The sequence below is a fragment of the Martelella sp. AD-3 genome (assembly GCF_001578105.1).
Taxonomy (GTDB): Bacteria; Pseudomonadota; Alphaproteobacteria; order Rhizobiales; family Rhizobiaceae; genus Martelella.
Map to the genome: position 1 here is coordinate 3694374 of NZ_CP014275.1, position 22443 is coordinate 3716816.

Sequence of the window (22443 nt, forward strand, 5' to 3'; positions counted from 1 at the left end):
GATCCTGCATCGGAGGAAAACCCGTGCTTTCCACAAATCAATTGAAACACAAGATCGAGCTGCTGGTCGCTGGCCTGAAGTCGCTGCGCGACGAAGGCAAGTTCAACGAACCGAATCTCGACGGGACTGCCGGCGACTATGTCAGCTTCAACGCCTGGGAATGGCCGCAGGGCGTCGGCCTCTACGGTCTCGCCCAGATGTGGCTGAAGACGGGCGATGCCGATGTGAAGACCCTGCTCGAGGACTGGTATTCCGCCCATATCGAAAAGGGCCTGCCGCCGCAAAACGTCAACACCACCGCGCCGCTTCTCGCTCTGTCCCTGCTGTGGCGCGAAACCCGCGATCCGCGATGGGAAGCCCCAATGAGGGACTGGGCCGACAGGATCCTGACCGAAATGCCGCGCACGCGCTGCGGCGGCTTCCAGCACAATGTGTCCGACAAGATCAATGACGACGAATTGTGGGACGACACGCTGTTCATGGTGGCGCTGTTCCTGGCAAGCTATGGCGAGGGCGCGGGGCGCCGCGACCTGGTGAGCGAGGCCGCCTTCCAGTTTCTGGTGCACACGCATTATCTGGCGGAGCCGGAAACCGGGCTCTGGTTCCACGGCTGGACCTTTGACGGCAACCACAATTTCGCCCGCGCCCGCTGGGCGCGCGGCAATTCCTGGATTTCCGCCGGCGTTCTCGACCTTCTCGAACTTGCCGAACTCGATGACGCCACCAAGCGCTACCTGACGGAAGTGGTGAAGGCCCAGCTTGAAACGCTGATCGGTTATCAGGCGGCAAACGGCGCATGGCACACGCTGGTCGACGATCCGACGTCGTATGAGGAAATCTCGGCCACCGCCGCCATCGGCTACGCGCTTCTGAAAGGCGCGCGGCTCGGAATCGGTCCGGAAAGCTGGCGCGAGGCGGGCCTCAAGGCGCTTGCCGTCACGCTCGACAATATCGGCGAGGACGGCATTGTCGACAATGTGTCCTATGGCACCCGCATGGGCCACGATCTCCAGTTTTACAAGGACATCCCGATCCAGCCGACCGGCTACGGCCAGTCCATGGCCCTGCTGCTGCTGGTCGAAGCCCTCAACATTGCCAAAGCGGAGGAAGAATGATGTTTGAAGACACACGCTATTCGGTCTCCCCCAAAGACGTCAGCACCTACAGCAATGAGCGTCTGCGCGAGGAATTCCTGCTCGATAACCTGTTTGTCGCCGACAGGCTGCAGATGGTCTACACCCATGTCGACCGTATGATCATCGGCGGCTTTCTGGCGGTCGACGGGCAAGCCGAAATCGCCGACGGCGCCGCGGTCGGCACGCCCGGCTTCTTCGATGCCCGCGAGATGGGCATCGTCAATCTCGGCGGCACGGGCACCGTGACGGTCGACGGCACGGTCTATACGGTCGAGCATCGCGATATCGTCTATGTCGGTCGCGATACGAAATCCGTACGGCTCGCCTCCGAAAACTCTTCCGCGCCTGCCGCCTTCTACATGAACTCGGTGCCCGCCGGCTATGCCGTGCCGTCGGCGCTCATCCGTAAGGCCGATTCCAAGCCCGTCACCATGGGCGACGAGGCGCATGCGAACAAGCGCACGCTGCGCATGTATATCCACCCGGAAGTCTCGCCGAGCTGCCTGCTGTTGATGGGCATCACCGAACCCGCGCCCGGCAGCATCTGGAACACCGAGCCGCCGCATGTGCACGAGCGGCGCATGGAAGCCTATGTCTATTTCAACATGGCGCCGGAAGACCGGGTCATGCATTTCATGGGCGAACCGAAACAGGTGCGCAACATCGTGGTCGCCGACCGGCAAGGCATTCTTTCGCCCGCCTGGTCGATCCATATGGGTGCCGGCACTGGACCCTATTGCTTCGTCTGGGGCATGACCGGTGAGAACAAAGCCTATAATAATGTGACGCCCGTTGCCGTGAAAGATCTTCTGTGATGGCCCAACAACCACAAAATGGCGCAATGCGCCGGCCGCTGCCGAAGGGCGCGCCGGTCTGCTACTGGCATGTATCGGCCATTGCGCAAGAGGAATACAACGTGCCCGACACCACCATGTCGGGCCATATGGATGCCCAGTTCTTCCTCACCAAGGAAAAGAACTTCATCCCCCACGAATATCCCTGCCGCACGCAGTTCGTCAGCGAGCGGCGCGGCAAACGTCCCGTAATCGTCGAAAAGCAGGGGCCCGGACGGATCTGGACGCCGTTCGGCTCGCCGCGCGTCGACCTCTCCGGCTTCTGGTTCCGCGCCACCGCGGTTTCGGCCTGGGCGGAAACGCGCATCGAGGCTAAAACCGCCGGAACGGCGCGGCTAAAGCTCAGCTGCTGCGGCGGCGCCATTCTCTTCGTCGACGGCGAAGAGGCGGGTTTCATGAGCGTCTACCAGCGCAATTTCGAAACCGAGCAGGCATTCGACGTCGAACTGAAGGCGGGTCTCAACGAGATTGCCGTGTTCTTCGATGATCTCGCCGAACGCGACGCCCGTTATTTCTTCGAACTCGATTATTGCGACGGACCGGAAGCCGCCGTTTCGCTCGATGTCCCTTGCGAAAGCGCGCTCGCCGACGAGATCGAACAGATGCTGGAAACCATGCATTTCGAGCAGCCGGCCTATTCGTCGGGAACCGTCGCCTTTCATTGCCCGCAGACCGTCAGCCGCGACCTCGATGTTGAAATCATGGTTGCCGGTGATTTTCTGGCGGAGGAACACGATAGCTTTACCGCGACCCTCCCCGCCGGTTCGGCGCGACTGGTCGTCGGCGACGTGCCGTCGTTCCACAGCGACTTCCGCCATTTCGACGTGCGCCTCAGCGCCGGCGGACTGACGCTTTCGCGGCCGTTCACGGTTGAGATCGCGCGCTGCGAGGACCAGGGCGAACCGCCCGAAAGCCTCGACGCCCGCATCGAGGAAGCGCTCCGCCATGTCGCCGATAATGGTTATGCGGATGCGATTTCGGCGCTGGCACGGCTCGGGCTTGGCCTCGGCGATGCCCGCACCGAGGCGATGATTTCCGCCTCGCTGCCGAAAATCGAAAACTGCCATGACTGCGCCGATTTCCATCTCGTGCCCCTGCTGTTTGGCAGGATCCGCTTTGGCCATCTTCTGTCGGAGGACATCCGCGCGCGGATCGATGCCGCCACGCTCAACTTCCGCTACTGGCTGGATGAGCCCGGCAATGACGTGCAGTGGTACTATTCGGAAAACCACGCGCTGCTGTTCCACACCGCCGCCTATCTGGCCGGGCATTTCCATGCGGACAAGACCTTCGTTCGCGCCAATGTGACGGGCGCCGAACAATCAAAACGCGGCGCTGCGCGCCTCAGGGACTGGTTCGATCACTTCGAGAAATGGGAAATGGCCGAATTCAACTCGGTTCCCTATTTCCCGATCGACCTCAAGGGCCTGACGACGCTCTACGCCCTTGCCCATGACGAGGATATCCGGGAGCGCGCCGGCAAGGCGATCCTGCGGCTGATCTCGGTGGTGGCCGCCTCCGCCCATCACGGCACGCTGACCGCAGCCCAGGGACGCTCCTACGAGCACACGCTGATGGCCGCGCGCACCAGCGAACTGTCTGCAATCGCCCGCGTTCTCTGGGGACGCGGCAATTACGGCCGCACCTTCCAGACGCTGCCGCAATTCCTGCTGTGCCTGCGCGATTTCGGTCTTGCGATCCCCGAAAGCGATCGTGACAAGGCTCGGCTTGTCGGTGGCGCACGCCAGGAATGGACCTTCTCGCAAGGCGAAAACCGGTTTGCCCATCTCTACCACTACAAGACCGCGGAAACGGCGATGGGGTCGCTTGCCCGCTATCGTTGGGGCGAATGGGGCTATCAGGAGACCGTGCTGCAACTGCGGATCGGCCGCAATCCCGATGCGCAGATCTGGGTGAACCATCCCGGCGAGGTGATCCACTGCGGTTTCGGCAGACCCTCCTACTGGGGCGGTTGCGGCGCGCTGCCGCGCGTCCACCAATACCGCAACCTTGCCGTGGTGCTCTTCGAAACCCATGAAGGGCAACCGGATTTCAGCCATATCTGGTTCCCCGCGAGGGCTTTCGACGAAACCATGGACGGCTCGCACTTTGCCTGCGCGCGTTCGGGCGACGGGTTTGTCCTGGCCAGCGGAACGGCTCCTCTCGAGCCGATCCAGACCGGCCCGACCGCCGGCATGGAAATCCGCCAGACCGGCCGCAAGACCGCATGGCTGTTCCGGCTGGCGGAAAGCGGAGAGGTCGAAGGCGGACTTGCCGGTTTCCGGAGGCGTTTCGAGGCCCTGACCCACGCCCTTGCCGAGGACGGGACCATCACCGTCGACGATCCGGACTATGGCACGGTCGTCTTTGGTACGGATGGCACGATTGCGGCGGAGGGGCGCAGCCTCAACCCCGCCGACTGGACGATCGAGGGCACAATCCGCCGCTTCGACTAGACGGTTCAGCAAATGCCGGCGGGCGGCGCTCTGGGCGTCCGCCGGCTTGTTCTTTTCGCCTCAGCCCTTGCCACCCTTCGCACGCGCCGTCGACCCGCGCTCGACAAGCCCGCACGACAGTTCCGTCCGTCGCGGCAGAAATGGCTCGTTGTCGAGAAGGTCGCGCATCATGTCCAGCGCCGCCGCCCCCATCTCGCGCATCGGAATCTGAACCGTGGTCAGCGGCGGGTCGAGGAAGTCGCTTTGCGGCAGGCCGTCTATCCCCATCACAGAAACATCGTCGGGAACCGACAGGCCGAGTTCGCCCAGACCGAAAATGGCGCCGGCCGCCAAGCTGTCGCCGGCAGCGAGAACGGCCGTGAACGCTTTGCCCTTTTCCCCGACATGGCGGCGCATCGCCTCGATCGCGGCCTCCGGTGTCCAATCGGTCGCATCGACCACGAGATCGCGCCAGTGGACGCCCTCGATCGTCTCGATTTCGTCGCGCCAGCCTTCGAGGCGTCGCAGGATGGTGCGCCGGCCGGGGCGGGCGAGAAACAGGATGCGGGAATGACCGAGCGATTTCAGGTAGCGCGTGGCAAGGGCTGCGGCCGCGCGATTGTGCGGCGCGATGCTCGACAGCCGCATCAGCGGATCATCGCCATTGACCAGCAGCACGGGCTTCTGAAAGGCGCGCGCCGGCACCAGCATCTCGTCCTCATCGATGGTCAGCATCAGCACGCCCGCAATCTCGGGATCGCCGGCAGCCTCGTCCAGCATGCGGCGCTCGTCGTCCGCGTTCGAAATCGCCTTCGTCGACAAAGACAGGCCGAGAACCTCGGCGCGTTCGCGCATGCCCTCCAGCACAAATGCAGTGAACTGGTTGCGCTGGTAGTCGAGCATGGCGCTGGCGCTGGCCGCGACGATGACTTTCATGCCTGCGATCGACATGGGAACGTGATAATTCTGGGACTTGGCCGCCTGAAGGATCTTCTCCCTCAGTTCCGGCCGAACCCCCGGCGTTCCCGACAACGCCCGCGACGCGGTGGACGGCGAGACGCCGCAATAACGCGCCAGATCGCTCAGCCGAAGCCGCCTGCTTTCCTTTTTCATCTGCATCACTCCGTTTGCCATACTATGAAATATTCTTTCATATGGCGCAATCTTTTTTCATGATGCATGATATCATCAAAGCGACCGTGCGGGGAGGACACCTTTGCGGCCGCACCAGAAGAACAGTCCCGAACGACGACGCTCCGCCTCCGTCGTGGAGGACATGGAGGACATCCATGATAGACAAAATAAAACATGCTCTGGAGAGCGCCCTGCTTTACCTGACCTCGGCAATGCTGGCGATCATGGCAGGACTGATGCTGTGGCAGGTTTTCACCCGCTATGTGCTTGCGTCTCCGGCGCTCTACACCGAAGAACTTCTCCGCTTCATGATGATCTGGATGGCCTTTCTCGGATCGGCATATGCCTTCGGCACCCGCCAGCACCTGTCGCTTGTCTTTGTCATCGAGGCGCTCAGCGGGCGCAAGAAGCTGATCCTGATGCTGATCAACGACACCGTCGTTCTGGTGTTTTCGGCGTTCATCCTGTTTCTCGGCGGCATCAAGGCCGTCACATCCTCAATGACGCAGTTTTCGCCGATCATGCGCATTCCCATCGGCGAGGTTTACCTGATCATGCCGATCGCCGCCGTGCTGATCTTCATCCTTCAGTCGCTGAACATGATCATCCTGGTTCGCGACAGCAACCGGGCAGCCCTCAAGCCGGTCGGGAGCCTCTGACATGGACTTTATCTTCGACTATGTGGACGAGACGGTTTTCGCGTCCGTCCTGCTCTTCGGCCTGTTCTTCCTGATGCTGGCCCAGGGCATTGCCATTTCCGTGGCGATCGCCGTGTCCTCCATTCTGACCGGCCTGTTCTTCCTGCCGCCAAGCGTCGCCTTCTTTGTCGCCACCCAGAAGATGTTTGCAGGCGTCGATTCGTTCACGCTGCTGGCGATCCCGTTCTTCATTCTTGCCGGCAACATCATGAACAAGGGCGGCATCGCCATCCGGCTGGTGAACCTCGCCAAGCTGATCGGCGGACGCCTGCCGGGCTCGCTCGCGCACACCAATGTGATCGCCAACATGCTGTTCGGTTCGATCTCGGGCTCGGCGATCGCGGCGGCCGCCGCCGTCGGCGGAACCATGGCCCCATTGCAGAAGAAGGAGGGCTACGACCCGACATTTTCGGCCGCCGTCAACATCGCCTCGGCGCCCTCCGGCATCCTGATCCCGCCGAGCGGCCCGCTGATCCTGTTCTCGCTGGTCTCCGGCGGCACCTCGATCTCGGCCCTCTTTATCGGCGGCTATGTGCCCGGCCTGCTCATGGGTCTTTCGGTGATGATCGTCGCCGGCATCATCGCAAAGCGCCGGAAGTTTCCGGTGTCGGAAATCCCCGGCCTCGGCGAAGCGGCGAAGATCGTCTGGCAGGCCCTGCCGCCGCTGCTGATGGTCGTGGTCGTGATCGGCGGCATCGTCATCGGCGCCTTTACGGCAACCGAGGGCGCAGCCGTCGCCGTTCTCTACTCCTTCGTTCTGTCGCTGATCTACCGGCTTGCCACGTGGCGGGAATATGTCGACGTCCTGAAGAGTTCCATGGTCACCAGCGCCGTGATCCTGTTCCTGATCGCCGCCTCCGGCGTGATGTCCTACGTGATGACGATCACCGGCATTCCGGACGCGATCGCCGATGCGCTTTTGACCTTCGAAAACCCGATCGTGATCCTGCTGATCATGAATATCTGCCTGCTGATCATCGGTTTCTTCATGGACCTGACGCCGGCGGTGCTGATCTTCACCCCGATCTTCCTGCCGATTGCGCGGGAAGTCGGCATGGACCCGGTGCAGTTCGGCTTGATGATGATCTTCAACCTCGGCATCGGCTCGATGACGCCGCCGGTGGGCTCGGTGCTTTTCGTCGGTTGCAGCATCGGCGGCGTCAGCATCGAGAAGGTGGCAAAGCCGCTCCTGCCCTTCTTCATCACGCTGGTGATCGCCCTCCTGATGATCACCTATATTCCGGCCCTCACCACAGGCCTGCCGCGCCTGCTGGGCCTGATGTAAGAATTGCCCCCCCCCGCCGGGATGACACAATAGGCCGCGGCGTTCTGCGCCGTGGCTTCTCTTTTCCAGAAGGCGAAACCGCGCGCAATTCAAGTCGCCCGCTCGCTGCGCGACCACGCGGCATACTCGGCGTTGACCTTCTCCATATCGCCGTAAAGCCAGGCCATGCGGTCGAGGAACCAGAGCTTGAGCAGCATGGTCAGCGCCATGCCGGAAAGCGTCGACCATAAATCGAGCCAGATCAGGCCGGCGACGAAGATGAGCCCGGAGACGGCCGAGAGCGCGTTCAGGATTGTGCCGGCGCGCGCGTGGCCGGCGGGAATGGCCACGCTTCCGCGCTTGAGCCAGACCCGTTCGCCGAAAATCCCGCGCGTCATCCAGCTATCCTTGCGTTTGGGCGGCGGGAAAAGCCTGGGGTTCAGCCAGACCCAGGCAAGGGCCGCAATGGCAGGCAGGATGGCCCAGGGGCCGATCAGCATCCGGCTCCAGGCGGCAAGCGCGATCGCGGGCAGCACTGTCAGCCGGCTCCAGCCGCTCCACGGATTGGCGTGGCGCTGCCAGGTGCTGTCGTCCATTCCCATCAGCTTTTCTGCATATTCGGCAAGTTTCATCGGCCGATGCTCTCCCTGCTTGTACCCGCAGCCATCCTGTCGTCCTTTCGTTTGCGCGCCAGTCGTCGAAGCCGTCCGGGGGCCTTTCTGAAGCCGCGCTCGAACAAGAGCGCCCAGAGCGCCCCGGCAAGAACCTGCCAGAGGTTATGCGAATCCGATTCGATGCGCGAGCCGCCAACAAAGAACGCCGCCAGTATGACCACTGTTTTCGTCACCGGCGATTTTTCGATGCAGGCATTGATGAGGCTGCTTGCGCCAAAGCTTGCCGCCGCCATATGGCCGGAAGGGAACCCGTGAAGGCTCCCCGAGGGGCGGATATTGATCCGGGCGCCGCCAAGCCCCCATTTCGCGAGGTGCACCGTGCCGAGCATCGCCAGAAAGCGCGCGGCATAGTCTCCGCCGCCGCCGGTTGCGATCCGGCAACCGAAGGCGGCGACCGGAAGCGCGATCTGCAGGTTGTCGCCGTAGCTTTCGACCGTTTTCTGCGAGAGACACAGCGACAGCGCCAGAACGGCGATGACAAGGATGTTTCTGTAATGGAGTAGGCCTTGCTTCAAATGTCCAATCCGTGACTGTTTCAATCACGGATGCGCTAGGACGCAGACGCCGTCGCGTCGTCCTGCCCGGCAGGCGAGGACACCGGAGAAGCCGGAATTTGCGGTTATCGGCTGGCCCCGCTAGAGCGCCGTGCGTCCTTTCGGACGCACAAAGGACGCTCTAACCTATTGAATCTACGCATCGTGCTTTCCGAAAAGCGATTCCGATTTTCGGGCCGATGCGCTAGAAAGATTTCTCAACGACCGAAACAAACGCCGACACCGCCCTTGATCGACCAGTTCAAAACCATTGCCGATACGGCCCTGCCGGTCGTCGCGCTCTATTCGGCCGTGCTGGCCTTTGGCCAGACGCGGTTTCACACAAGCTCCCGGCTGCTCGGATGCCTGTTCCTGCTGGTCTTCATCATCTCGCCCCTGCCCTTGCGTTTCGACGAGAACACGCTTGCGGGGCATGTCTATTCCTCGCTGGTGTGGGGGCTGTTCGCGCCGGCAAGCACATTGCTGGCGCCGCTCTTTTACTTCTATGTTCTGGCGCTGACGCGGGAAGGACCGCCCCGCAGACCGTCGATCCTGCATTTCATCCTGCCCGCCCTTGCCGCCGTCGCCGGCATCGCCATGGCCCTGCTGCCTGTCGCAACGCGCAACGGCCTGTTTTCCGCCGCGGAAACCGGGACGCCGCTGCCGGTGGCGCTTTCCGCTCTTGTCGTCATCTGGCGATTGCTCGGCCCGGCGACGTTCACCCTGTGGCTGGTCTATGTCGTGCTGATGTACCGGAGGCTGACAGGCTACCGCAAGCGGCTCTGCGATCTCTATGCCAGCACCGAGCGGCTGGAGCTCTACTGGATCAACTGGCTGATGGGCTTGGTCGCCATCTACGCCCTGCTCAATCTTGTCGATGCCGCCCTTCTCGACCCCCTGGGCTGGGCCGTGGTTCCGGTCGCCATCGACCGCCTGTGGTCGCTGTTGATTGTCATGGTTCTGGGCGTCTGGGGGCTACGCCAGCGACCGGGCCTTGTGCCGCCGGACGAGGCCCAGGCAAGGACAAGCGAAAGCGGCAAATATGAAAGAAGCGCGCTGTCACGCGAGATGCAGCAGCGGATCGCGGAGAAGCTCACCGCCGCGATGGCGGACGAGCGGCTCTACCGGGACGCCAATCTCTCGCTCTGGTCTTTGTCTCAGCATATCGGCGTTACGCCCAATTATATTTCGCAGACGCTGAGCGAAACGCTTGGACAGTCCTTCTACGCATTTGTCAACGGCCACCGGATCGACGCGGCCAAGAGGCTTCTGGTTTCCGAAACGCAAACGGTTCTTGAGATCGCCTATGATGTCGGCTTTAATTCCAAGTCCGCTTTCTACACCTCGTTCCGGCGCATGACCGGACAAACGCCTGCGGCCTTCCGCAAATCGCAGGGAACGGACGACGACGCAGACCCGAACGGCACCACGGGCTAAAACTGGCGGCCTGCCTTTTCTTCAAACGTGGGAAGCGGAAGCGCCCCGCCGGCGTCGCACAGCCCAGAGGACCAGGAAGACGAGGACGAGGCCGTAACCGGCGCTGCCGAAGACGGACTTGGCGATCGTCAACCGGCTGGCGGTCTCGACCTGTTCGGGCTGAAGGATTGCCGGCCCGGCGAAAAGCATGGCCCTGACGGCGGCGTTTTCCAGATAGTCGAACGCCATCCCAATCACCGGTATTGCGGCAAAGCACAGCTTCCAGAACCGGGTGAAGGGCGCAAGCCGATAGAGCGCAAGGCCAAGCCCAAGCGCAAGCGCTGCCGGAAAGACAAGATCGAGATGCTGCTGCGGACCGAGATAAAGCGCCCGCCCGTTCTCCGACAGCGCCGACAGGAAGGCTTTCGCTTCGCCGAATGTATAGCCGCCAGGCCGCATATCGAAAGGCGGAAGTCCGCCAGCGGTCCGACTGATCGCCGGCAACGTCCAGAGCGTCATTGTCGCGTAAAGACAGGCGGCGATCGCCAGGGCTGCCCAGGCCGTTATACTGATGCGTTTCATGATGTCTGCCTTCACAGGTTTCCGCTCTACAGTGTCTTTGGCATCAAACAGCCCGTTTGGGCCGATGAGGTCAACACTGCGCTGTCGACAGAATGGCCCAGCCCTTTGCCCCCAGATGCAGCGAACCTGCGCCGGAAAGATGCGCATCGCGTCCCGCAAGCACCGCCTTCGCATCCGGCGCGGCAAAGGATGCCGGTCCGTCGAGATTGAGGGCCAGGAAAAGCCGCCGCCCGTCATGCGCCAGTTCGAGGAGGAGCCGGGTGTTTTCCAGCCGCAGGACCTTCGTGCGCGCCCTGACAAGCCAGGGGTGGCGGCGCCTCACCCCGATCAGCTCCTGATGGCGGCGGTAGACGGACCAGCCATCCGGCCAGAGATCCCGCGGACTTTCGGGAAAGGCTGGGCGAACCGCGTCGTCGCCGCCCTCGCCTTCCGTCTTGACGCCATGGAAGGCCTGCTCGTCGCCGGCATAGACCGAGGGAATGCCGCCGACCGTAAACAGCACGGCAAGCGCCTGTTCCAGCGCGCCGGCGTCCTCAAGGCAACTCGCCAGCCGCGTGACGTCGTGATTGCCGACAAAGGTTTGCGGAATGAAGTGGTCGAGAAAGCCGTTATGCCGGTCGAGCGCCCAGCTCAGTTCGAAGAAATTGCGGTCGTTGAGCGCGCTCCAGATGGCTTTCCAGAGTTCGTACTGGGTCATGGAATCGACGCCGCTCGTTTGGACGAATCCGGCATAGTCGCCATGGATCATCTCGGCGAAGATGAAGGCGTCGGGGTGGCGCTCGCGAACGCCCGGCAGCACCCGCGCCCAGAATTCCGGCGCCATCGCGTAAGCCGCATCGAGCCGCCAGCCGGAAGCCCCGCGGTCGAGCCAGTGACACATGACGGTGCGGACATAGGCCTCGACCTCAGGATTTTCGCCGTTGAGCGCCACGAGACCGTGGTGCCCCTCGAAGGTGGCCAGTTCGCCCTCCGGCGTATAGCGAAACCATGATGCTTTCGGGGACGACCCGCCGTGATCCAGCACGTCGCGGACAAAGGGGTGGCTGCGCCCGACATGATTGAACACGCCGTCGAGCACGACCCGCAGGCCGCGTGCGCGCGCCTCAACGATCAACCTGTCGAAATCGTTTTCATCGCCGAGCCGCGGATCGATCCGGAAATGGTCGGTGGTGTCGTAGCCATGGGTCGCTGAGGCGAAGATGGGGCCCAGCAACAGGACGGAAGCGCCGAGTTCGACGGCGTAATCGAGCCATTCCAGCAGATGGTCAAGCCTGTGCTCAAGCGGCATGTCGGCATCGGGACGGATCGGCGCCCCGGTGAAGCCGAGTGGATAAAGATGCCAGAAAACGGCGTGCTCAATCCATGAGGGCATCGGTCGCCCCTGATTATGTACTGACTGGTACATTGTGCGATTATTCTCCGTCGGAAGAAGAGGGCGGCAGGGCGCCGTTCAGGAACATGGCGACCGTGTCGGCCGCCGAGCGCGCGTTGAGCGTCGCGAAGCTGTTGAGCGCGATGCCGATATGATTGTTGACCAGGCCGAGAAAGGAGGCCGCCAGAAGCCTGTGCCGCCCCGTCAACCCGCCGCCGGAAGCTTGCTCATGGGCACGAAAACAGGCGTCTAACGCCTCGAAATGGCGCTGGTGGTGCTCTTCGGCCGCCTGCCGCGCCTCGCTTTCGACCGGGGCGAACCAGAGCGTCAGGTAAAAGCGGTAGAGCGCGGGTTCCTCACGGGCGAAACCGAATGTCGTTTCCGCGAGCGCAGTGAGCGCACGGTCGAACGGCGCAACCATGCAGGCCCGCTCCAGCGCGTCATGCAAGGGGGCCAGACCCTCCTTCAGCAAGGTTTCGAGAAGGCCGAGCTTGGACCCGAAATAGTGATAGAGCGTGGGCTTCCCCACGCCGGCAGCATTGCAGATCTGCTGAACGCCAACGCCTTCATAGCCATAGGCGGAAAAGAGACGAAGGGCATGTTCGAGCAATATGGCTCTCGTGGGGGTCGCGTGTATCATGACTTGATCTATACCGTTCGGTATACCGTCGTCAAGATATGCTCTTCCCCTAAGAACGGTATTTGGCTGCAAAAGAATGGTAACGTTCGATGCAAAGCGGGACGCAGCGGCGCATATTTGCGCAGAACGTGACGTGAGGCAGCATCCGGCGTTTTCTGTCTTTGTCAGTTGACCGGCCGGGCATGCGGTATCGGAACATCCGGCCTGGAGGCAATCAACCCCACGAAGCCGTAAATCAAGCGGCCAGCAATCACCGTTGGGCCGCGACTTGTCCTAGGCTTCACGCAACGTCCTGACGCGTTCGGCGACCCCGAACCTATCCCCGTGCCCCATCGGTTCTGGCAGGATATCCGGCCGAAATAGGGCCGGCTCAAGTTGCTCTTGCGGTTCTTGAAGCCATCGAGATTCGTTCCGTCGTGAAGTCGTAGGCGCTGGCGACGTCCTTGATTTCCATCACGTGGGAAACAAGCAGATCCAGAAAGGCCCGGACCGCCGGTACGTTCGACCTTTTTGGCGGCAGCGCTGCAAAGAGTTCCATTTGCGGTCCGATGAAATCCGGCAGCGCCCGAACAAGGGCGCCGGCGCGGGCCAATGGCTCAGCGTACAACATCGGCAGAAGCGCGACCCCGGAGCCGGCGCTCAGGATGCCGAGAGCGACAGTCGGTTCACTCACCGTCATCAACGGCTCGCTTGTGAGGTATACGACCTCACCCTTCGAGCCGGTCATTCTCCATTCATGGGGAAACTCATCAATGGCGATGTCGATCCGGCCAAGACCCTCTACAGCGCTCGGATCGGAAAGATCAACCTCAGCGCCGCGCGTGCGGAAGGTGTAGAGCGCGAGTGGCGAGGCGGCGATCTTCCTTGCAACGAGGTAAGGCTCGTTCGGCCGCCCAACGCGGATTACGACATCAAGATCCTCGGTCACCGGATCCGGGCCGCTACTCGTGACACGCAGGCTGGCCTGTACGGCCGGATACCGTTCGGTCAGCCGGGCGAGCACCGGCGCAAGCAGCTTCTGGCCCGAAAGTGCGCTGGACGCGATGCGCAAACGTCCGCTCGGCTCCCCCTGACCGAGGCGCACGGCTTCCTCCGCCGTCGAAAGGAGCGATAGCGCCTCCTCGGCGGCAGGCAGGAGGCTCTCGCCGAGCGGCGTCATGCGCAAGCCCCGGCCGATACGATCGAAGAGAGGGGCGCCCGCGGCGTTCTCCAGTCGGTGCAGTGCGCGAGACAGGGTTGCCTTGGGCACCCCGAAGCGTCGCGAGGCGGGACTCAATCCGCCAGCGCTCGCGATCAAGCCAAATCCATGAAGATCGTTCAGATCAAAATTGTTCATATTATTGTTCCGATTTCCGAACATTTTGTTCAAGAATGATCGGTTTTCGCGCTGAATGTCCAGTGCCAATATATGCTCAACGCGAACAAACGAACGGAGCCCGATATGACCGAGAAGCTGCAACTCTTCACCAAACCCGATTGCCGGTTCTGCGTCGCGGCCAAGGAGACGCTGTCACGCGCCGGCCTCGGATTTGGCGAGCATGACGTGAGCGCCTCGCCGCGGACCGCCAATCTCAGCGTCTACCTGTCCGGTGTATCGACAGTGCCGCAGGCCTTCGCCGGCGAGATGCATATCAACGGTTCGCAGGATCTTGTCGCGCTCAACGCCGCCGGACGACTTGCGCCGCTCGTTGCCGCAGCGACCGCCGCGATCGACACGGATCACCTCTCTGACGAAACCATCGCGCATGGCGCGGAGGATATCGTGCTCAAAGACTATATTCCCGAAAGAGACGGAACGCGTTCGGATGATCCCGAGCAGTGGGCCATTCTGCGTTTCTATAAGGATTTTTTCGGTTTCTGGCCGAACTGTTTTTACTTCCAGCATCATTGGCCGGAGAGTTATAAGCTCTTTGTCTATGCCCACAATGTCGGCGCCATCGGGACGGGACAGAGGATTCTCGGCGAACCGGTGATGATGGCAACCGGCTTTTCCACGTCCGAGGCGTCGGGATGCAACTATTGCCAGGTCCACATGACTTCGGCGGCGGGCGAGAAATCGCTCGGCATCCCGAAACTGATCGAAGCCGCCCGACGGGGGCAGGCACCGGAAGGTTCTCCGATCGGCCCCTTCGAAGCGGCGCTTGCCGATCTCGCCGCAGCGGCGGCGACCAACACGGTTAGCGACGAACTGCTGGCGCGGGTTCGGGCAAATGCCTCGCGGAAGCGCATCTCTCAGGAAGACGTCGAGGCCAATATCACCGGCACGGCGATGATCGCCTCGGCGTTCGGTTTCCTCAACACCTTCAACGATCTTGCCGGTGTCGACATCGAAGCCCATTGGGCGCGACAGTCCGAGCAGAGCGCGGGCATCGAGGCCGGTCGTCACGGTGTGAGCGAGGATCGCACAGCGACCAATCTCGACCACGACCTGCCCCAGGGCGGTCCCTCTGTGGAAGCGATGGTCGCGAAATACGAGGCAATTGTTGAGGCGGCGGGCGGCGTGAACGCATATACCAGACGGGAACTGGGCCTCCTGCCGGACTGGATGCGCCTCTGGCCGGAGCACCTGCGCGCCCGTCACGCGATCTTCTATGCCGAGATGATGCAGGACCGGGATCATTCGCCGGTGCCATCCGAACTCAAGCATCTGATGGCGCGCGTCTCGGCCATTGCCAGAGGCCATGACTATCTCGCCGCGGTGGAGGGGCTGCTTGCCTACAGGGCGGCCGGGAGCGATCAACGCGCGGTCGAGCGTGCCCGTCATTGTTTCGATGCGGCGAAGTCGCGCCCCGAGGGGCAGGCGCTCTTCACCGAAAAAGAGCGTGCCGCGTTGACCGTGGCCTGGCTTTCAGGTCAAGCGCCGATCACCACCCCCAGGCGTTTCATTCAACCCGCGATCGATCACTGGACACCGGTCGAGCTCATTCACCTTTTCACCGTCTGCGGCGTTGCGGGCCTCGTTCAGCGGTTCTCGGCTATTGCCAGGCCGAAGATCGAAGCCCAGGTCCGAGACTTTCTGGAGCAGCACAAATTGACCGCGGACACGCTCGCCCTGCGCTATCCGCTCCCCGAGGAGCGCCACGGGGCGGCGACCTGACGGAATGAATTGCCGGTGGTCCGGGAGCTTCCGACGTTCGACTGCGGCAACCTCAAGGACAAATGCCGGAACCGGACCGCCAGAGCTTTTACGCAGTTGCGGACGGTGACCCGGTATCCACTGCGTCTGAAATCGCTCCAGACGCAGCGTTAACCCGAAAAGGACTCTTTTCATGACCTCTTTGATCTCATCGCTTGTCACGGTCTGCTTCGCCTTCGCATGCGGAATATTCCTGACGCTGTCCTATATCGAGAAGCCGGTCTGGGCGGTCATGCGCAATCCGATGACGCAGAACGTGTCGGACGAGACGGCGCGGACGGTCCACGCGGCACTCAACCGCCTGATCCGGCTCTTGCCCCCGACCATGATGGCCACGATGGGTACGGGAACGGTGTTGCTCGCAGTGCAGGCGTGGCAGCGCGATTTCGCCTGGGCGCCGCTCACGGTGCTGATCGTGCTGGCGCTTTGCCTGGGTTACATGCTGAGTCAACTCTTCGGCCGTATCGAGGCGGTCAAGGACTACCCGTCCGACGGCAGGATCGAGATCGTACGCGAGGGTCTGGGCAAGCTGGCCGCGCTCCATCATGTCGGGTTGTTCTCGGCGGCACTCACTGTCTTGCTGCAGATCGCACTCGTTCAGGCGTAATCAACAAGTCCAGCGCTTGCGGTGCCAATCCCGCCCAAAACGTCGGCCTCGCCGGAAAACGACCAACTTTGTGCACCCCCAGGCGCTGAACGCTTCCATTTCTCCTCATTGCCTATCTTTGCGCTCCGCCCGCAGCGTGAAACGTCAGCTAATGGTTGACGTTATCGTCCGTCATGGCGGCAAAATCGCCGCTGTTGTCGACCATGCACGGCGGACACGGGTTGCAGCAGGCCGATGTCACCGGCAGAGGCATGCGCACAATCCGGTTGGTCTTGGACAAGGCAAGCTTTTCACCAAATCCTGCCCGGTCCCCTGACCGAAGGGGAAGCTCACATCCACCCGTCGGCTTCGTTGACATACATAGGAGTCCTATGTAAAAAGAACGGCATGGAGAGCGCGATGACAGAGAAATTTCATATTGCCACAGGTCTTGCCAAGATCGGCCTGTATCTAAGGGCTGAAGGGTGGCAGCAGGCCGAGACAGAATCTCTCACGCCGACACAGGCGCAGATCCTCGTTCATCTCGTTCGGCGCGGTCCCGCACGCATCACCGCGCTCGCGGAGGAACTTGCGGTCACGCAACCGACCGCAAGCGACGCATTATCGGCGCTGATCCGCAAGGGCCACGTCGAAAGACGGCCCGATCCGGCAGACGGGCGCGCCTCGCTGCTGCATGTGACGACGCAAGGGCAGCGTGTCGCCGGGGTGATGGCCGAATGGCCCGATGCGCTTCTCGGCGCGATCGATACGCTGGAGGCCGACGAACAAGGGGTTTTTCTGAGGACCCTGACCCGGATGATCCGCGAGTTGCAGGTCCGCGGCGCGATCCCCGTTCAGCGCATGTGCGCGACCTGCAGCTTTTTCCGGCCGAACGTCCATAACGATCCGGCCGCGCCACATCACTGCGCCTTCGTGGACGCCGCCTTCGGGGACGCGAAATTGCGTCTCGACTGCGGCGAGCATGAACCGGCGGGCGACCCCGAGACCTCGGCCCTGTGGCGGAAGTTTCTCGGGACGTCATCCGGAAAAGTGGACGCCCCGCCCGCGGCAACGGGCGAGACGTCCTGATGTCTGAACCCGACTCTCAAAAGACAGGAGACTCCAATATTATGACACAGAAAGCGATTTTCTACCATGCAGGCTGCCCGGTCTGCGTTGCCGCCGAAAACAACATCACCGAGATCATCGATCGCGCCCGCGTCGATCTGGAGATCGTCCATCTCGGCGATACGCCTCAGCGGATCGACGAGGCCGCTGCCGCAGGGGTGAACTCCGTGCCTGCGCTTGTCATCGATGGTTCTGCGCTGCACATCAATCATGGCGCCGCTCTCTCGGATTTGAGGTGATGGCCATGAGAAACGCTATAGCAGCAGCGGCGATTGCCGCCGCCCTGGCCGCACCGGCGGCGGCGCATGATACGGATCATGCGGGGGGCATCCACGCCGAAGCGTCGGACGCGGTCCCGGCACAGTTCGACATCGTTCATGCCCGGATCACGACGGAGAAGAATACCGCCACCTTCCACATCGGCGTCTCCGGACGCGCGGGCGAAAGCAAGCCGACACCATCAGGCCAGCTCGCAGGAAGCGAAGTTTTCGCCTATGTCTGGCCGACGAACATCGAACCCTATGAAGTCGGGTTCGAACACGATACGGGTATGCTCGCCCTCGCCGTCACGGCCCATCCGGATTTTGACGATACGCCGCTGTTCGATGAGAATGGCGATGGCAGCCCGGGCAATGACGGCGATCTCTGGCACAGCCACTGGGTCGTCCTCGGTCCCGACGATGCCTGCGGACCCGGCGCGTTGAAGGTTATCGACATCCCCGAGAGCGCCAGCCCGAGACTGCCGAAGACCTGGCCGGGCCTGCCGATCCTGATCGACAGTCCGGGCTGGGACCCGCTGATCCGCGGAGGGATCGTCGAGGTGCGCGTGCCGTTCGACCATATCGGCGTCGTTGAAGCTGCGTCCTATGACGGCGTGACCGTCGGACTTCGGGTCAATGAGAGTATTCACGCACCGCTTCTGTGCGTCGTCAATGTCTTCGACATCGTTTCGGGCGATCTGAGCCTGCCCGGAAAAGTGAACGAGTGAACCTGTGACCATGCGCCTCGAGCCTGCTCCGGCGCTCCAGGCGGCTCGGCGGCTGAACGCCTCCGAGCCGCCGCCCGGACCCGACCACTTCCGCGACGGCGACATGCCCATCGAAGCCTTCCGGAGGTTATGCCCGGCCCGCGACGAGGTCGAATGCACCGCCCCCCCAAAAGAATGCAGGGAGATCGCCCGGTATGAAGTCAGCAGCTATCCCCCACGGCTTCCCTGTGGCGCGCGGCACGGATGGCATCCTGCGCAATCTCTCCGGTGTTCGGAGGCGGACTGCCACCGCCTGTGAATTTCTTCGGGCGTTTCCGGAGATGCGGGCACAGCGGGACTTGCCCCTTTGCCCGTCGCGGAGGCACCCGCTCCGGAAGCCGGCTTAGCCGCTGGAGCGGGCGACAAGATCAGCGCCGACCAGCATCTTTACACACGGAAGGTCGGCAGCACCGTTGATGATGTCATCGAGCAAGGCAACGGCATGAAAGCCGATCTTGCGCTTGGATACGTCAATCGTCGTCAACGGCGGATCGCTGGTGGCACTCATCGGCAGATTGTCGAAACCGATCAGCGAAACATCCTGAGGAATACCGATACCGTTCTCCCGCAAAGCCCGGGCAAAGCCGAGCGCCATGATATCATTGGTGCAAAAATAGCATTCCGCCAGCTTGCCGCCGGACGCCAAATAATCAGACGCACCGCGATGGGCGCCAGTAAAGGTCGATTCGACGGAAATGATCAGCGAAGGATCAACAGCAAGACCGAGCCGCTCCATGTTGCGGAAATAGGCGTCATGCCGCAGCTTGAAGTTGGTCGTTCCAACATGGCTTGCGACAAAACCGACCCGTGAAAAGCCGCGCGACTTGAAGCGCTCCAGCACCTTGTAGACGGCGTCGATGTTGTTCATGTTGACGAAATTCGCCTCAACGACGTCGTAAAAGGTATCAATAAACACGATCGGCGCCCCGACGCTTTGCAGCAAGCGGATGTCCTCTTCGCTCAGTTCCGTTCCAAGAGCGATAACGCCGCTGACGCCGGCGGCCCCGGCCACGGCTTCCGCAATCGAGGCGATGGTCTCGCCATCGTGGCTGGCAACCTCGAGCGCATAGCCTCTGCGCAGCGCCTCCTGCGACATGCCGTCGATATAATCGGAAATGAAATGGCTGTGGTCGCGGTTCACCGTCTGGCCGTGTTTGGCGATTTTCAGGAACCGCAATGTCTCCTTGACCTCGCTGGAACGGCTTCGGGAGGCGCGCGGTACGTATTTAAGGCGCGATACGGCTTCGAGAACCCGCACCCGCGTCGCTTCGGAAATCTCCCCCTTGCCGTTGAGCACAAGAGATACCGTCGCGGCTGACACCCCTGAGGCAGCTGCTATGTCGCGAATCGTGGGAATGGTCTTGGTTTTCATATTCTCAAAATTGCTGGTTGGCGCTCAGGTTGCAACCGTCTTGTCTTCGCGCATTTTGTTTAGTGAATTTTAGTTGGAAACTAGGCGTATTCCATGCCTTTGAGAAGACCAAATTACGGCTTTTTCCCAAATTTAGCTCTTGATGGCGTCTCGTTCGTCTGCTAGCGTTTAGTAAAGTTATGGCAATTTAGTAAACGGGAGGTGCTAATGCGTCGGCTGGATGGTCAGTTGCTCGTGCTTGCGGTCATGAACCTGGCACTGTTGGCAATCGGCGCCCTGATTTCGGGCGGCACCTTTCTCTCGCTTTTCAATCTGCAATCAATGGCAATACAGGTCCCCGAGATCGGCCTGCTGGCGATCGGCGTGGCGCTTGCCATGTGCGCGGGCAATGGCGGCATCGACCTGTCGGGCATCTCGCTTGCCAATCTCGCCGGCGTGGTTTCGGCAATCGTCGTGACGAGCTTTCTCGATCCCTATGATCAGCCGGTGATGTTCACCGCGACATTTGCGCTGATCGCCGTTGTCGTCGGCTGCCTTGGCGGACTGGTCAACGGGCTCCTGATCTCGTTTGTCGGCATTACGCCGATCCTTTGCACGCTCGGAACCCAAATGGCCTTCACCGGCCTGGCCGTGATCGTCTCGGGAGGGCGCGCGGTGACCGTCGGCAGTCCGGATCCGCTCTACAATATCGGCAATGGCTTCATCTTTGCCGTGCCGGTCGGCTTCATCATCTTCATCGCCGTCGCAACGGTGATCGGACTTGCCGTGCGCTTTACGCCCTATGGCAAGTGGCTGATGCTCGGCGGCTCGAACCTGAAGGCCGCCACCTTCGCCGGGTTTCCCAAGCGTGCGGTGATCACGACGACCTATATGCTGAGCGGTCTGCTCGCCGGCATTGCCGGGGTCATCATCGCCGCACGCAATGTCAACGTAAAATGGGACTACGGCACGTCGTATCTGCTGATCGCCATTCTCGTGGCAGTCATGGCGGGGGTCCGCCCACAGGGCGGGTATGGACGCATCATCTGCGTCGTGCTGTCGGCGATCGCGTTGCAGCTCATGTCGAGCCTTCTGAATTTCGGCGGCTTCTCGAACTTCGTCCGGGATTTTGCCTGGGGGGCGCTGCTGCTCGCCTTCCTGATCGTCGGCCGCCACGACCTGGTCAGCTATCTGATCCCGGGAGGTCGCCGCTAGTCGAAACGGGTTCGGGGCGCAAATCGCGCCGCCCCTGATCAAACGATGCAGGTTTCAGGAGCATCGCTGCACACTCACTGTTGAGGCGCTCCGGCCGTTCGCATTCCCTCGCGTGGACGGCCATGGAAACGGAGGGAAAATTGGAGGAAAGAATGAGAAAGCATTTCAAAACAGTCGCCGTCGCAACCCTTATGGCTGCAACCGCGCTCGCGGGCGCAACCGGCATGGCAGCCGCACAGGACGACAAACCCGTTATCGCCACCGTGTTCAAGATCAGCGGGATTCCGTGGTTTGATCGCATGAATACGGGTGTTGAGGAATATCAGTCCGAGCACCCGGAAGTCGTCGCCGAAGGCTACGGCCCGGCCACCGCCGACGCGGCGCAGCAGCTCCAGATCATTCAGGACCTGATCGCCAAGGGCGTCGACGCTCTGGCCGTCGTGCCGATGGACCCGGTCGTCATCGAGGGCACGCTGAAGCGGGCCATGGACCGCGGCGTTATCGTCGTCACCCACGAGGCCGACAACCAGCGCAATACCATGGTCGACATCGAGGCCTTCGACAACGACAGCTACGGCACCGCGCTCAACGAACGCCTTGCCGAATGCATGGGCGGCGAAGGCAAATGGACGACCTTCGTCGGCTCGCTGGGCAGCCGCACCCACATGCAGTGGGTGGGCGCCGGCGAGGAAAACGCCAAGAAATACCCCGGCATGGAGCTTGTCGATCCGAACAACGAATCCTTCGACGATGCCAATGGCACCTACGAGAAAGCCAAGGAAATTCTGCGCAAATATCCTGACATCAAGGGTTTCCAGACCTCCGCCGGCAACGACGTTCTCGGCGTCGGTCGCGCCATCGAGGAAGCCGGACTTGCCGGCAAGGTATGCCTCGTCGGCACCGGCCTGCCCGCGCCGTCCGCTCCCTATCTGGAATCCGGCGCCATCACGGCGATCGGTTTCTGGGATCCGATGAAGGCGGGCATGGCAATGAATGCCGCCGCTCAGAAACTGCTGGCCGGCGAAGAAATCGTTGACGGCATGGATCTCGGCGTCGACGGCTATCACAGCATCACCGTCACCAAGGGCGCCGGCGACGGCCTTCTCGCCATCGGCAATGGCATGGTCCTTGCCGACAAGGACACATACAAGGACGTCTACTTCTGATCTGTTGACCTCCCGAGCAGGCCGGGGCGCTTTTCGAACGCCCCGGCCACGCGAAGCCTGGCCGACTGCAGGCATCATGATCAATTGAAGAAGGAG

At 61.9% G+C, this 22443-nt stretch carries 21 protein-coding genes; 13 read left to right on the forward strand and 8 right to left on the reverse strand.

Translation table 11 applies throughout. The annotated features are described in order from the left end of the window. Positions 1-23: 23 nt before the first annotated feature. Genes AZF01_RS17075 through AZF01_RS17085 form a run of 3 tightly spaced genes read left to right on the forward strand, consistent with a single transcriptional unit; the run spans position 24 to position 4446 of the window. Positions 24-1115, forward strand: coding sequence for a glycoside hydrolase family 105 protein (locus tag AZF01_RS17075; protein ID WP_024709951.1), 1092 nt, complete (start codon positions 24-26; stop codon positions 1113-1115). Continuing rightward, entirely contained in the window at positions 1115-1951 is an 837-nt protein-coding gene (gene kduI / locus AZF01_RS17080; protein WP_024709950.1) for a 5-dehydro-4-deoxy-D-glucuronate isomerase, read from the forward strand. The genes AZF01_RS17075 and kduI overlap by 1 nt, the downstream gene beginning before the upstream one ends. A gap of 26 nt (positions 1952-1977) precedes the next feature. Beyond that, positions 1978-4446, forward strand: coding sequence for a hypothetical protein (locus AZF01_RS17085; RefSeq protein ID WP_245308948.1), 2469 nt, complete (start codon positions 1978-1980; stop codon positions 4444-4446). 60 nt (positions 4447-4506) lie between these two features. On the opposite strand, the gene AZF01_RS17090 is transcribed toward AZF01_RS17085, so the two are convergent. Next, positions 4507-5547, reverse strand: coding sequence for a LacI family DNA-binding transcriptional regulator (locus AZF01_RS17090; protein WP_152534648.1), 1041 nt, complete (start codon positions 5545-5547; stop codon positions 4507-4509). Positions 5548-5714: 167 nt separating this feature from the next. Here AZF01_RS17090 and AZF01_RS17095 point away from each other — a divergent pair, with 167 nt between their 5' ends. Further along, on the forward strand, positions 5715-6218 hold the full coding sequence (locus AZF01_RS17095; RefSeq protein ID WP_051424177.1) for a TRAP transporter small permease: 504 nt from the start codon (positions 5715-5717) through the stop codon (positions 6216-6218). Between the two features lies 1 nt (position 6219). Next, positions 6220-7542 (forward strand): TRAP transporter large permease, encoded by a 1323-nt coding sequence (locus AZF01_RS17100; protein ID WP_036238349.1) that lies wholly within the window; start codon positions 6220-6222, stop codon positions 7540-7542. Between the two features lie 89 nt (positions 7543-7631). On the opposite strand, the gene AZF01_RS17105 is transcribed toward AZF01_RS17100, so the two are convergent. Together AZF01_RS17105 and AZF01_RS17110 are read right to left on the reverse strand one after the other, a co-directional pair. Continuing rightward, positions 7632-8153, reverse strand: coding sequence for a DUF6653 family protein (locus AZF01_RS17105; RefSeq protein WP_024709945.1), 522 nt, complete (start codon positions 8151-8153; stop codon positions 7632-7634). Further along, a complete protein-coding gene (locus AZF01_RS17110; RefSeq protein WP_024709944.1) occupies positions 8150-8710 on the reverse strand; it encodes a phosphatase PAP2 family protein in 561 nt (186 codons plus the stop codon). The genes AZF01_RS17105 and AZF01_RS17110 overlap by 4 nt, the downstream gene beginning before the upstream one ends. Positions 8711-8977: 267 nt before the next feature. Here AZF01_RS17110 and AZF01_RS17115 point away from each other — a divergent pair, with 267 nt between their 5' ends. Beyond that, positions 8978-10165, forward strand: coding sequence for an AraC family transcriptional regulator (locus AZF01_RS17115; protein WP_024709943.1), 1188 nt, complete (start codon positions 8978-8980; stop codon positions 10163-10165). 21 nt (positions 10166-10186) lie between these two features. Here AZF01_RS17115 and AZF01_RS17120 read toward each other — a convergent pair whose 3' ends face one another. The 4 genes from AZF01_RS17120 to AZF01_RS17135 form a co-directional block, all read right to left on the reverse strand. Beyond that, positions 10187-10726, reverse strand: a complete 540-nt coding sequence (locus AZF01_RS17120; RefSeq protein WP_152534642.1) for a hypothetical protein — start codon at positions 10724-10726, stop codon at positions 10187-10189. A gap of 70 nt (positions 10727-10796) precedes the next feature. Then, on the reverse strand, positions 10797-12098 hold the full coding sequence (locus tag AZF01_RS17125; protein ID WP_024709941.1) for an alpha-amylase family protein: 1302 nt from the start codon (positions 12096-12098) through the stop codon (positions 10797-10799). A 40-nt stretch (positions 12099-12138) separates the two neighbouring features. Then, positions 12139-12708 carry a TetR/AcrR family transcriptional regulator gene (locus AZF01_RS17130; protein WP_051424176.1) on the reverse strand — a complete coding sequence of 190 codons (570 nt, stop codon included), beginning with the start codon at positions 12706-12708 and terminating at the stop codon, positions 12139-12141. A gap of 400 nt (positions 12709-13108) precedes the next feature. Next, positions 13109-14074 (reverse strand): LysR family transcriptional regulator, encoded by a 966-nt coding sequence (locus AZF01_RS17135; RefSeq protein ID WP_161633066.1) that lies wholly within the window; start codon positions 14072-14074, stop codon positions 13109-13111. Between the two features lie 105 nt (positions 14075-14179). Between AZF01_RS17135 and AZF01_RS17140 the strand changes: the two genes are divergently transcribed. The 5 genes from AZF01_RS17140 (at position 14180) to AZF01_RS17160 (ending at position 18576) form a co-directional block, all read left to right on the forward strand. After that, entirely contained in the window at positions 14180-15835 is a 1656-nt protein-coding gene (locus AZF01_RS17140) for a glutaredoxin domain-containing protein (protein WP_024709938.1), read from the forward strand. Between the two features lie 172 nt (positions 15836-16007). Continuing rightward, a complete protein-coding gene (locus AZF01_RS17145; protein ID WP_024709937.1) occupies positions 16008-16481 on the forward strand; it encodes a hypothetical protein in 474 nt (157 codons plus the stop codon). A 399-nt stretch (positions 16482-16880) separates the two neighbouring features. Next, on the forward strand, positions 16881-17549 hold the full coding sequence (locus tag AZF01_RS17150; RefSeq protein WP_081725899.1) for a MarR family winged helix-turn-helix transcriptional regulator: 669 nt from the start codon (positions 16881-16883) through the stop codon (positions 17547-17549). Beyond that, on the forward strand, positions 17549-17827 hold the full coding sequence (locus AZF01_RS17155; RefSeq protein ID WP_244435616.1) for a thioredoxin family protein: 279 nt from the start codon (positions 17549-17551) through the stop codon (positions 17825-17827). The genes AZF01_RS17150 and AZF01_RS17155 overlap by 1 nt, the downstream gene beginning before the upstream one ends. A gap of 5 nt (positions 17828-17832) precedes the next feature. After that, positions 17833-18576: a hypothetical protein gene (locus tag AZF01_RS17160; RefSeq protein WP_197489612.1), complete on the forward strand. Its 744-nt coding sequence runs from the start codon at positions 17833-17835 to the stop codon at positions 18574-18576. A 382-nt stretch (positions 18577-18958) separates the two neighbouring features. Here the strand turns inward: AZF01_RS17160 and AZF01_RS17165 are convergent, their stop codons facing one another. Further along, a complete protein-coding gene (locus AZF01_RS17165; RefSeq protein WP_036238347.1) occupies positions 18959-19987 on the reverse strand; it encodes a LacI family DNA-binding transcriptional regulator in 1029 nt (342 codons plus the stop codon). 207 nt (positions 19988-20194) lie between these two features. On the opposite strand from AZF01_RS17165, the gene AZF01_RS17170 reads away from it, so the two are divergent. After that, positions 20195-21181, forward strand: a complete 987-nt coding sequence (locus AZF01_RS17170; protein WP_024709933.1) for an ABC transporter permease — start codon at positions 20195-20197, stop codon at positions 21179-21181. Positions 21182-21372: 191 nt separating this feature from the next. Continuing rightward, entirely contained in the window at positions 21373-22347 is a 975-nt protein-coding gene (locus AZF01_RS17175; protein ID WP_371260704.1) for a substrate-binding domain-containing protein, read from the forward strand. Positions 22348-22443: the final 96 nt, after the last annotated feature.

What these genes read in the sequence shown, in the direction of transcription:
- kduI (WP_024709950.1), top strand. Translation starts at nt 1,115, where the DNA reads ATGTTTGAAGACACACGCTATTCGGTCTCCCCCAAAGACGTCAGCACC.
- AZF01_RS17085 (WP_245308948.1), top strand. Translation starts at nt 1,978, where the DNA reads ATGCGCCGGCCGCTGCCGAAGGGCGCGCCGGTCTGCTACTGGCATGTA.
- AZF01_RS17095 (WP_051424177.1), top strand. Translation starts at nt 5,715, where the DNA reads ATGATAGACAAAATAAAACATGCTCTGGAGAGCGCCCTGCTTTACCTG.
- AZF01_RS17100 (WP_036238349.1), top strand. Translation starts at nt 6,220, where the DNA reads ATGGACTTTATCTTCGACTATGTGGACGAGACGGTTTTCGCGTCCGTC.
- AZF01_RS17105 (WP_024709945.1), bottom strand. Translation starts at nt 8,153, where the DNA reads ATGAAACTTGCCGAATATGCAGAAAAGCTGATGGGAATGGACGACAGC.
- AZF01_RS17120 (WP_152534642.1), bottom strand. Translation starts at nt 10,726, where the DNA reads ATGAAACGCATCAGTATAACGGCCTGGGCAGCCCTGGCGATCGCCGCC.
- AZF01_RS17125 (WP_024709941.1), bottom strand. Translation starts at nt 12,098, where the DNA reads ATGCCCTCATGGATTGAGCACGCCGTTTTCTGGCATCTTTATCCACTC.
- AZF01_RS17135 (WP_161633066.1), bottom strand. Translation starts at nt 14,074, where the DNA reads ATGAACAATTTTGATCTGAACGATCTTCATGGATTTGGCTTGATCGCG.
- AZF01_RS17140 (WP_024709938.1), top strand. Translation starts at nt 14,180, where the DNA reads ATGACCGAGAAGCTGCAACTCTTCACCAAACCCGATTGCCGGTTCTGC.
- AZF01_RS17145 (WP_024709937.1), top strand. Translation starts at nt 16,008, where the DNA reads ATGACCTCTTTGATCTCATCGCTTGTCACGGTCTGCTTCGCCTTCGCA.
- AZF01_RS17150 (WP_081725899.1), top strand. Translation starts at nt 16,881, where the DNA reads ATGACAGAGAAATTTCATATTGCCACAGGTCTTGCCAAGATCGGCCTG.
- AZF01_RS17155 (WP_244435616.1), top strand. Translation starts at nt 17,549, where the DNA reads ATGTCTGAACCCGACTCTCAAAAGACAGGAGACTCCAATATTATGACA.
- AZF01_RS17160 (WP_197489612.1), top strand. Translation starts at nt 17,833, where the DNA reads ATGAGAAACGCTATAGCAGCAGCGGCGATTGCCGCCGCCCTGGCCGCA.
- AZF01_RS17165 (WP_036238347.1), bottom strand. Translation starts at nt 19,987, where the DNA reads ATGAAAACCAAGACCATTCCCACGATTCGCGACATAGCAGCTGCCTCA.
- AZF01_RS17170 (WP_024709933.1), top strand. Translation starts at nt 20,195, where the DNA reads ATGCGTCGGCTGGATGGTCAGTTGCTCGTGCTTGCGGTCATGAACCTG.
- AZF01_RS17175 (WP_371260704.1), top strand. Translation starts at nt 21,373, where the DNA reads ATGGCTGCAACCGCGCTCGCGGGCGCAACCGGCATGGCAGCCGCACAG.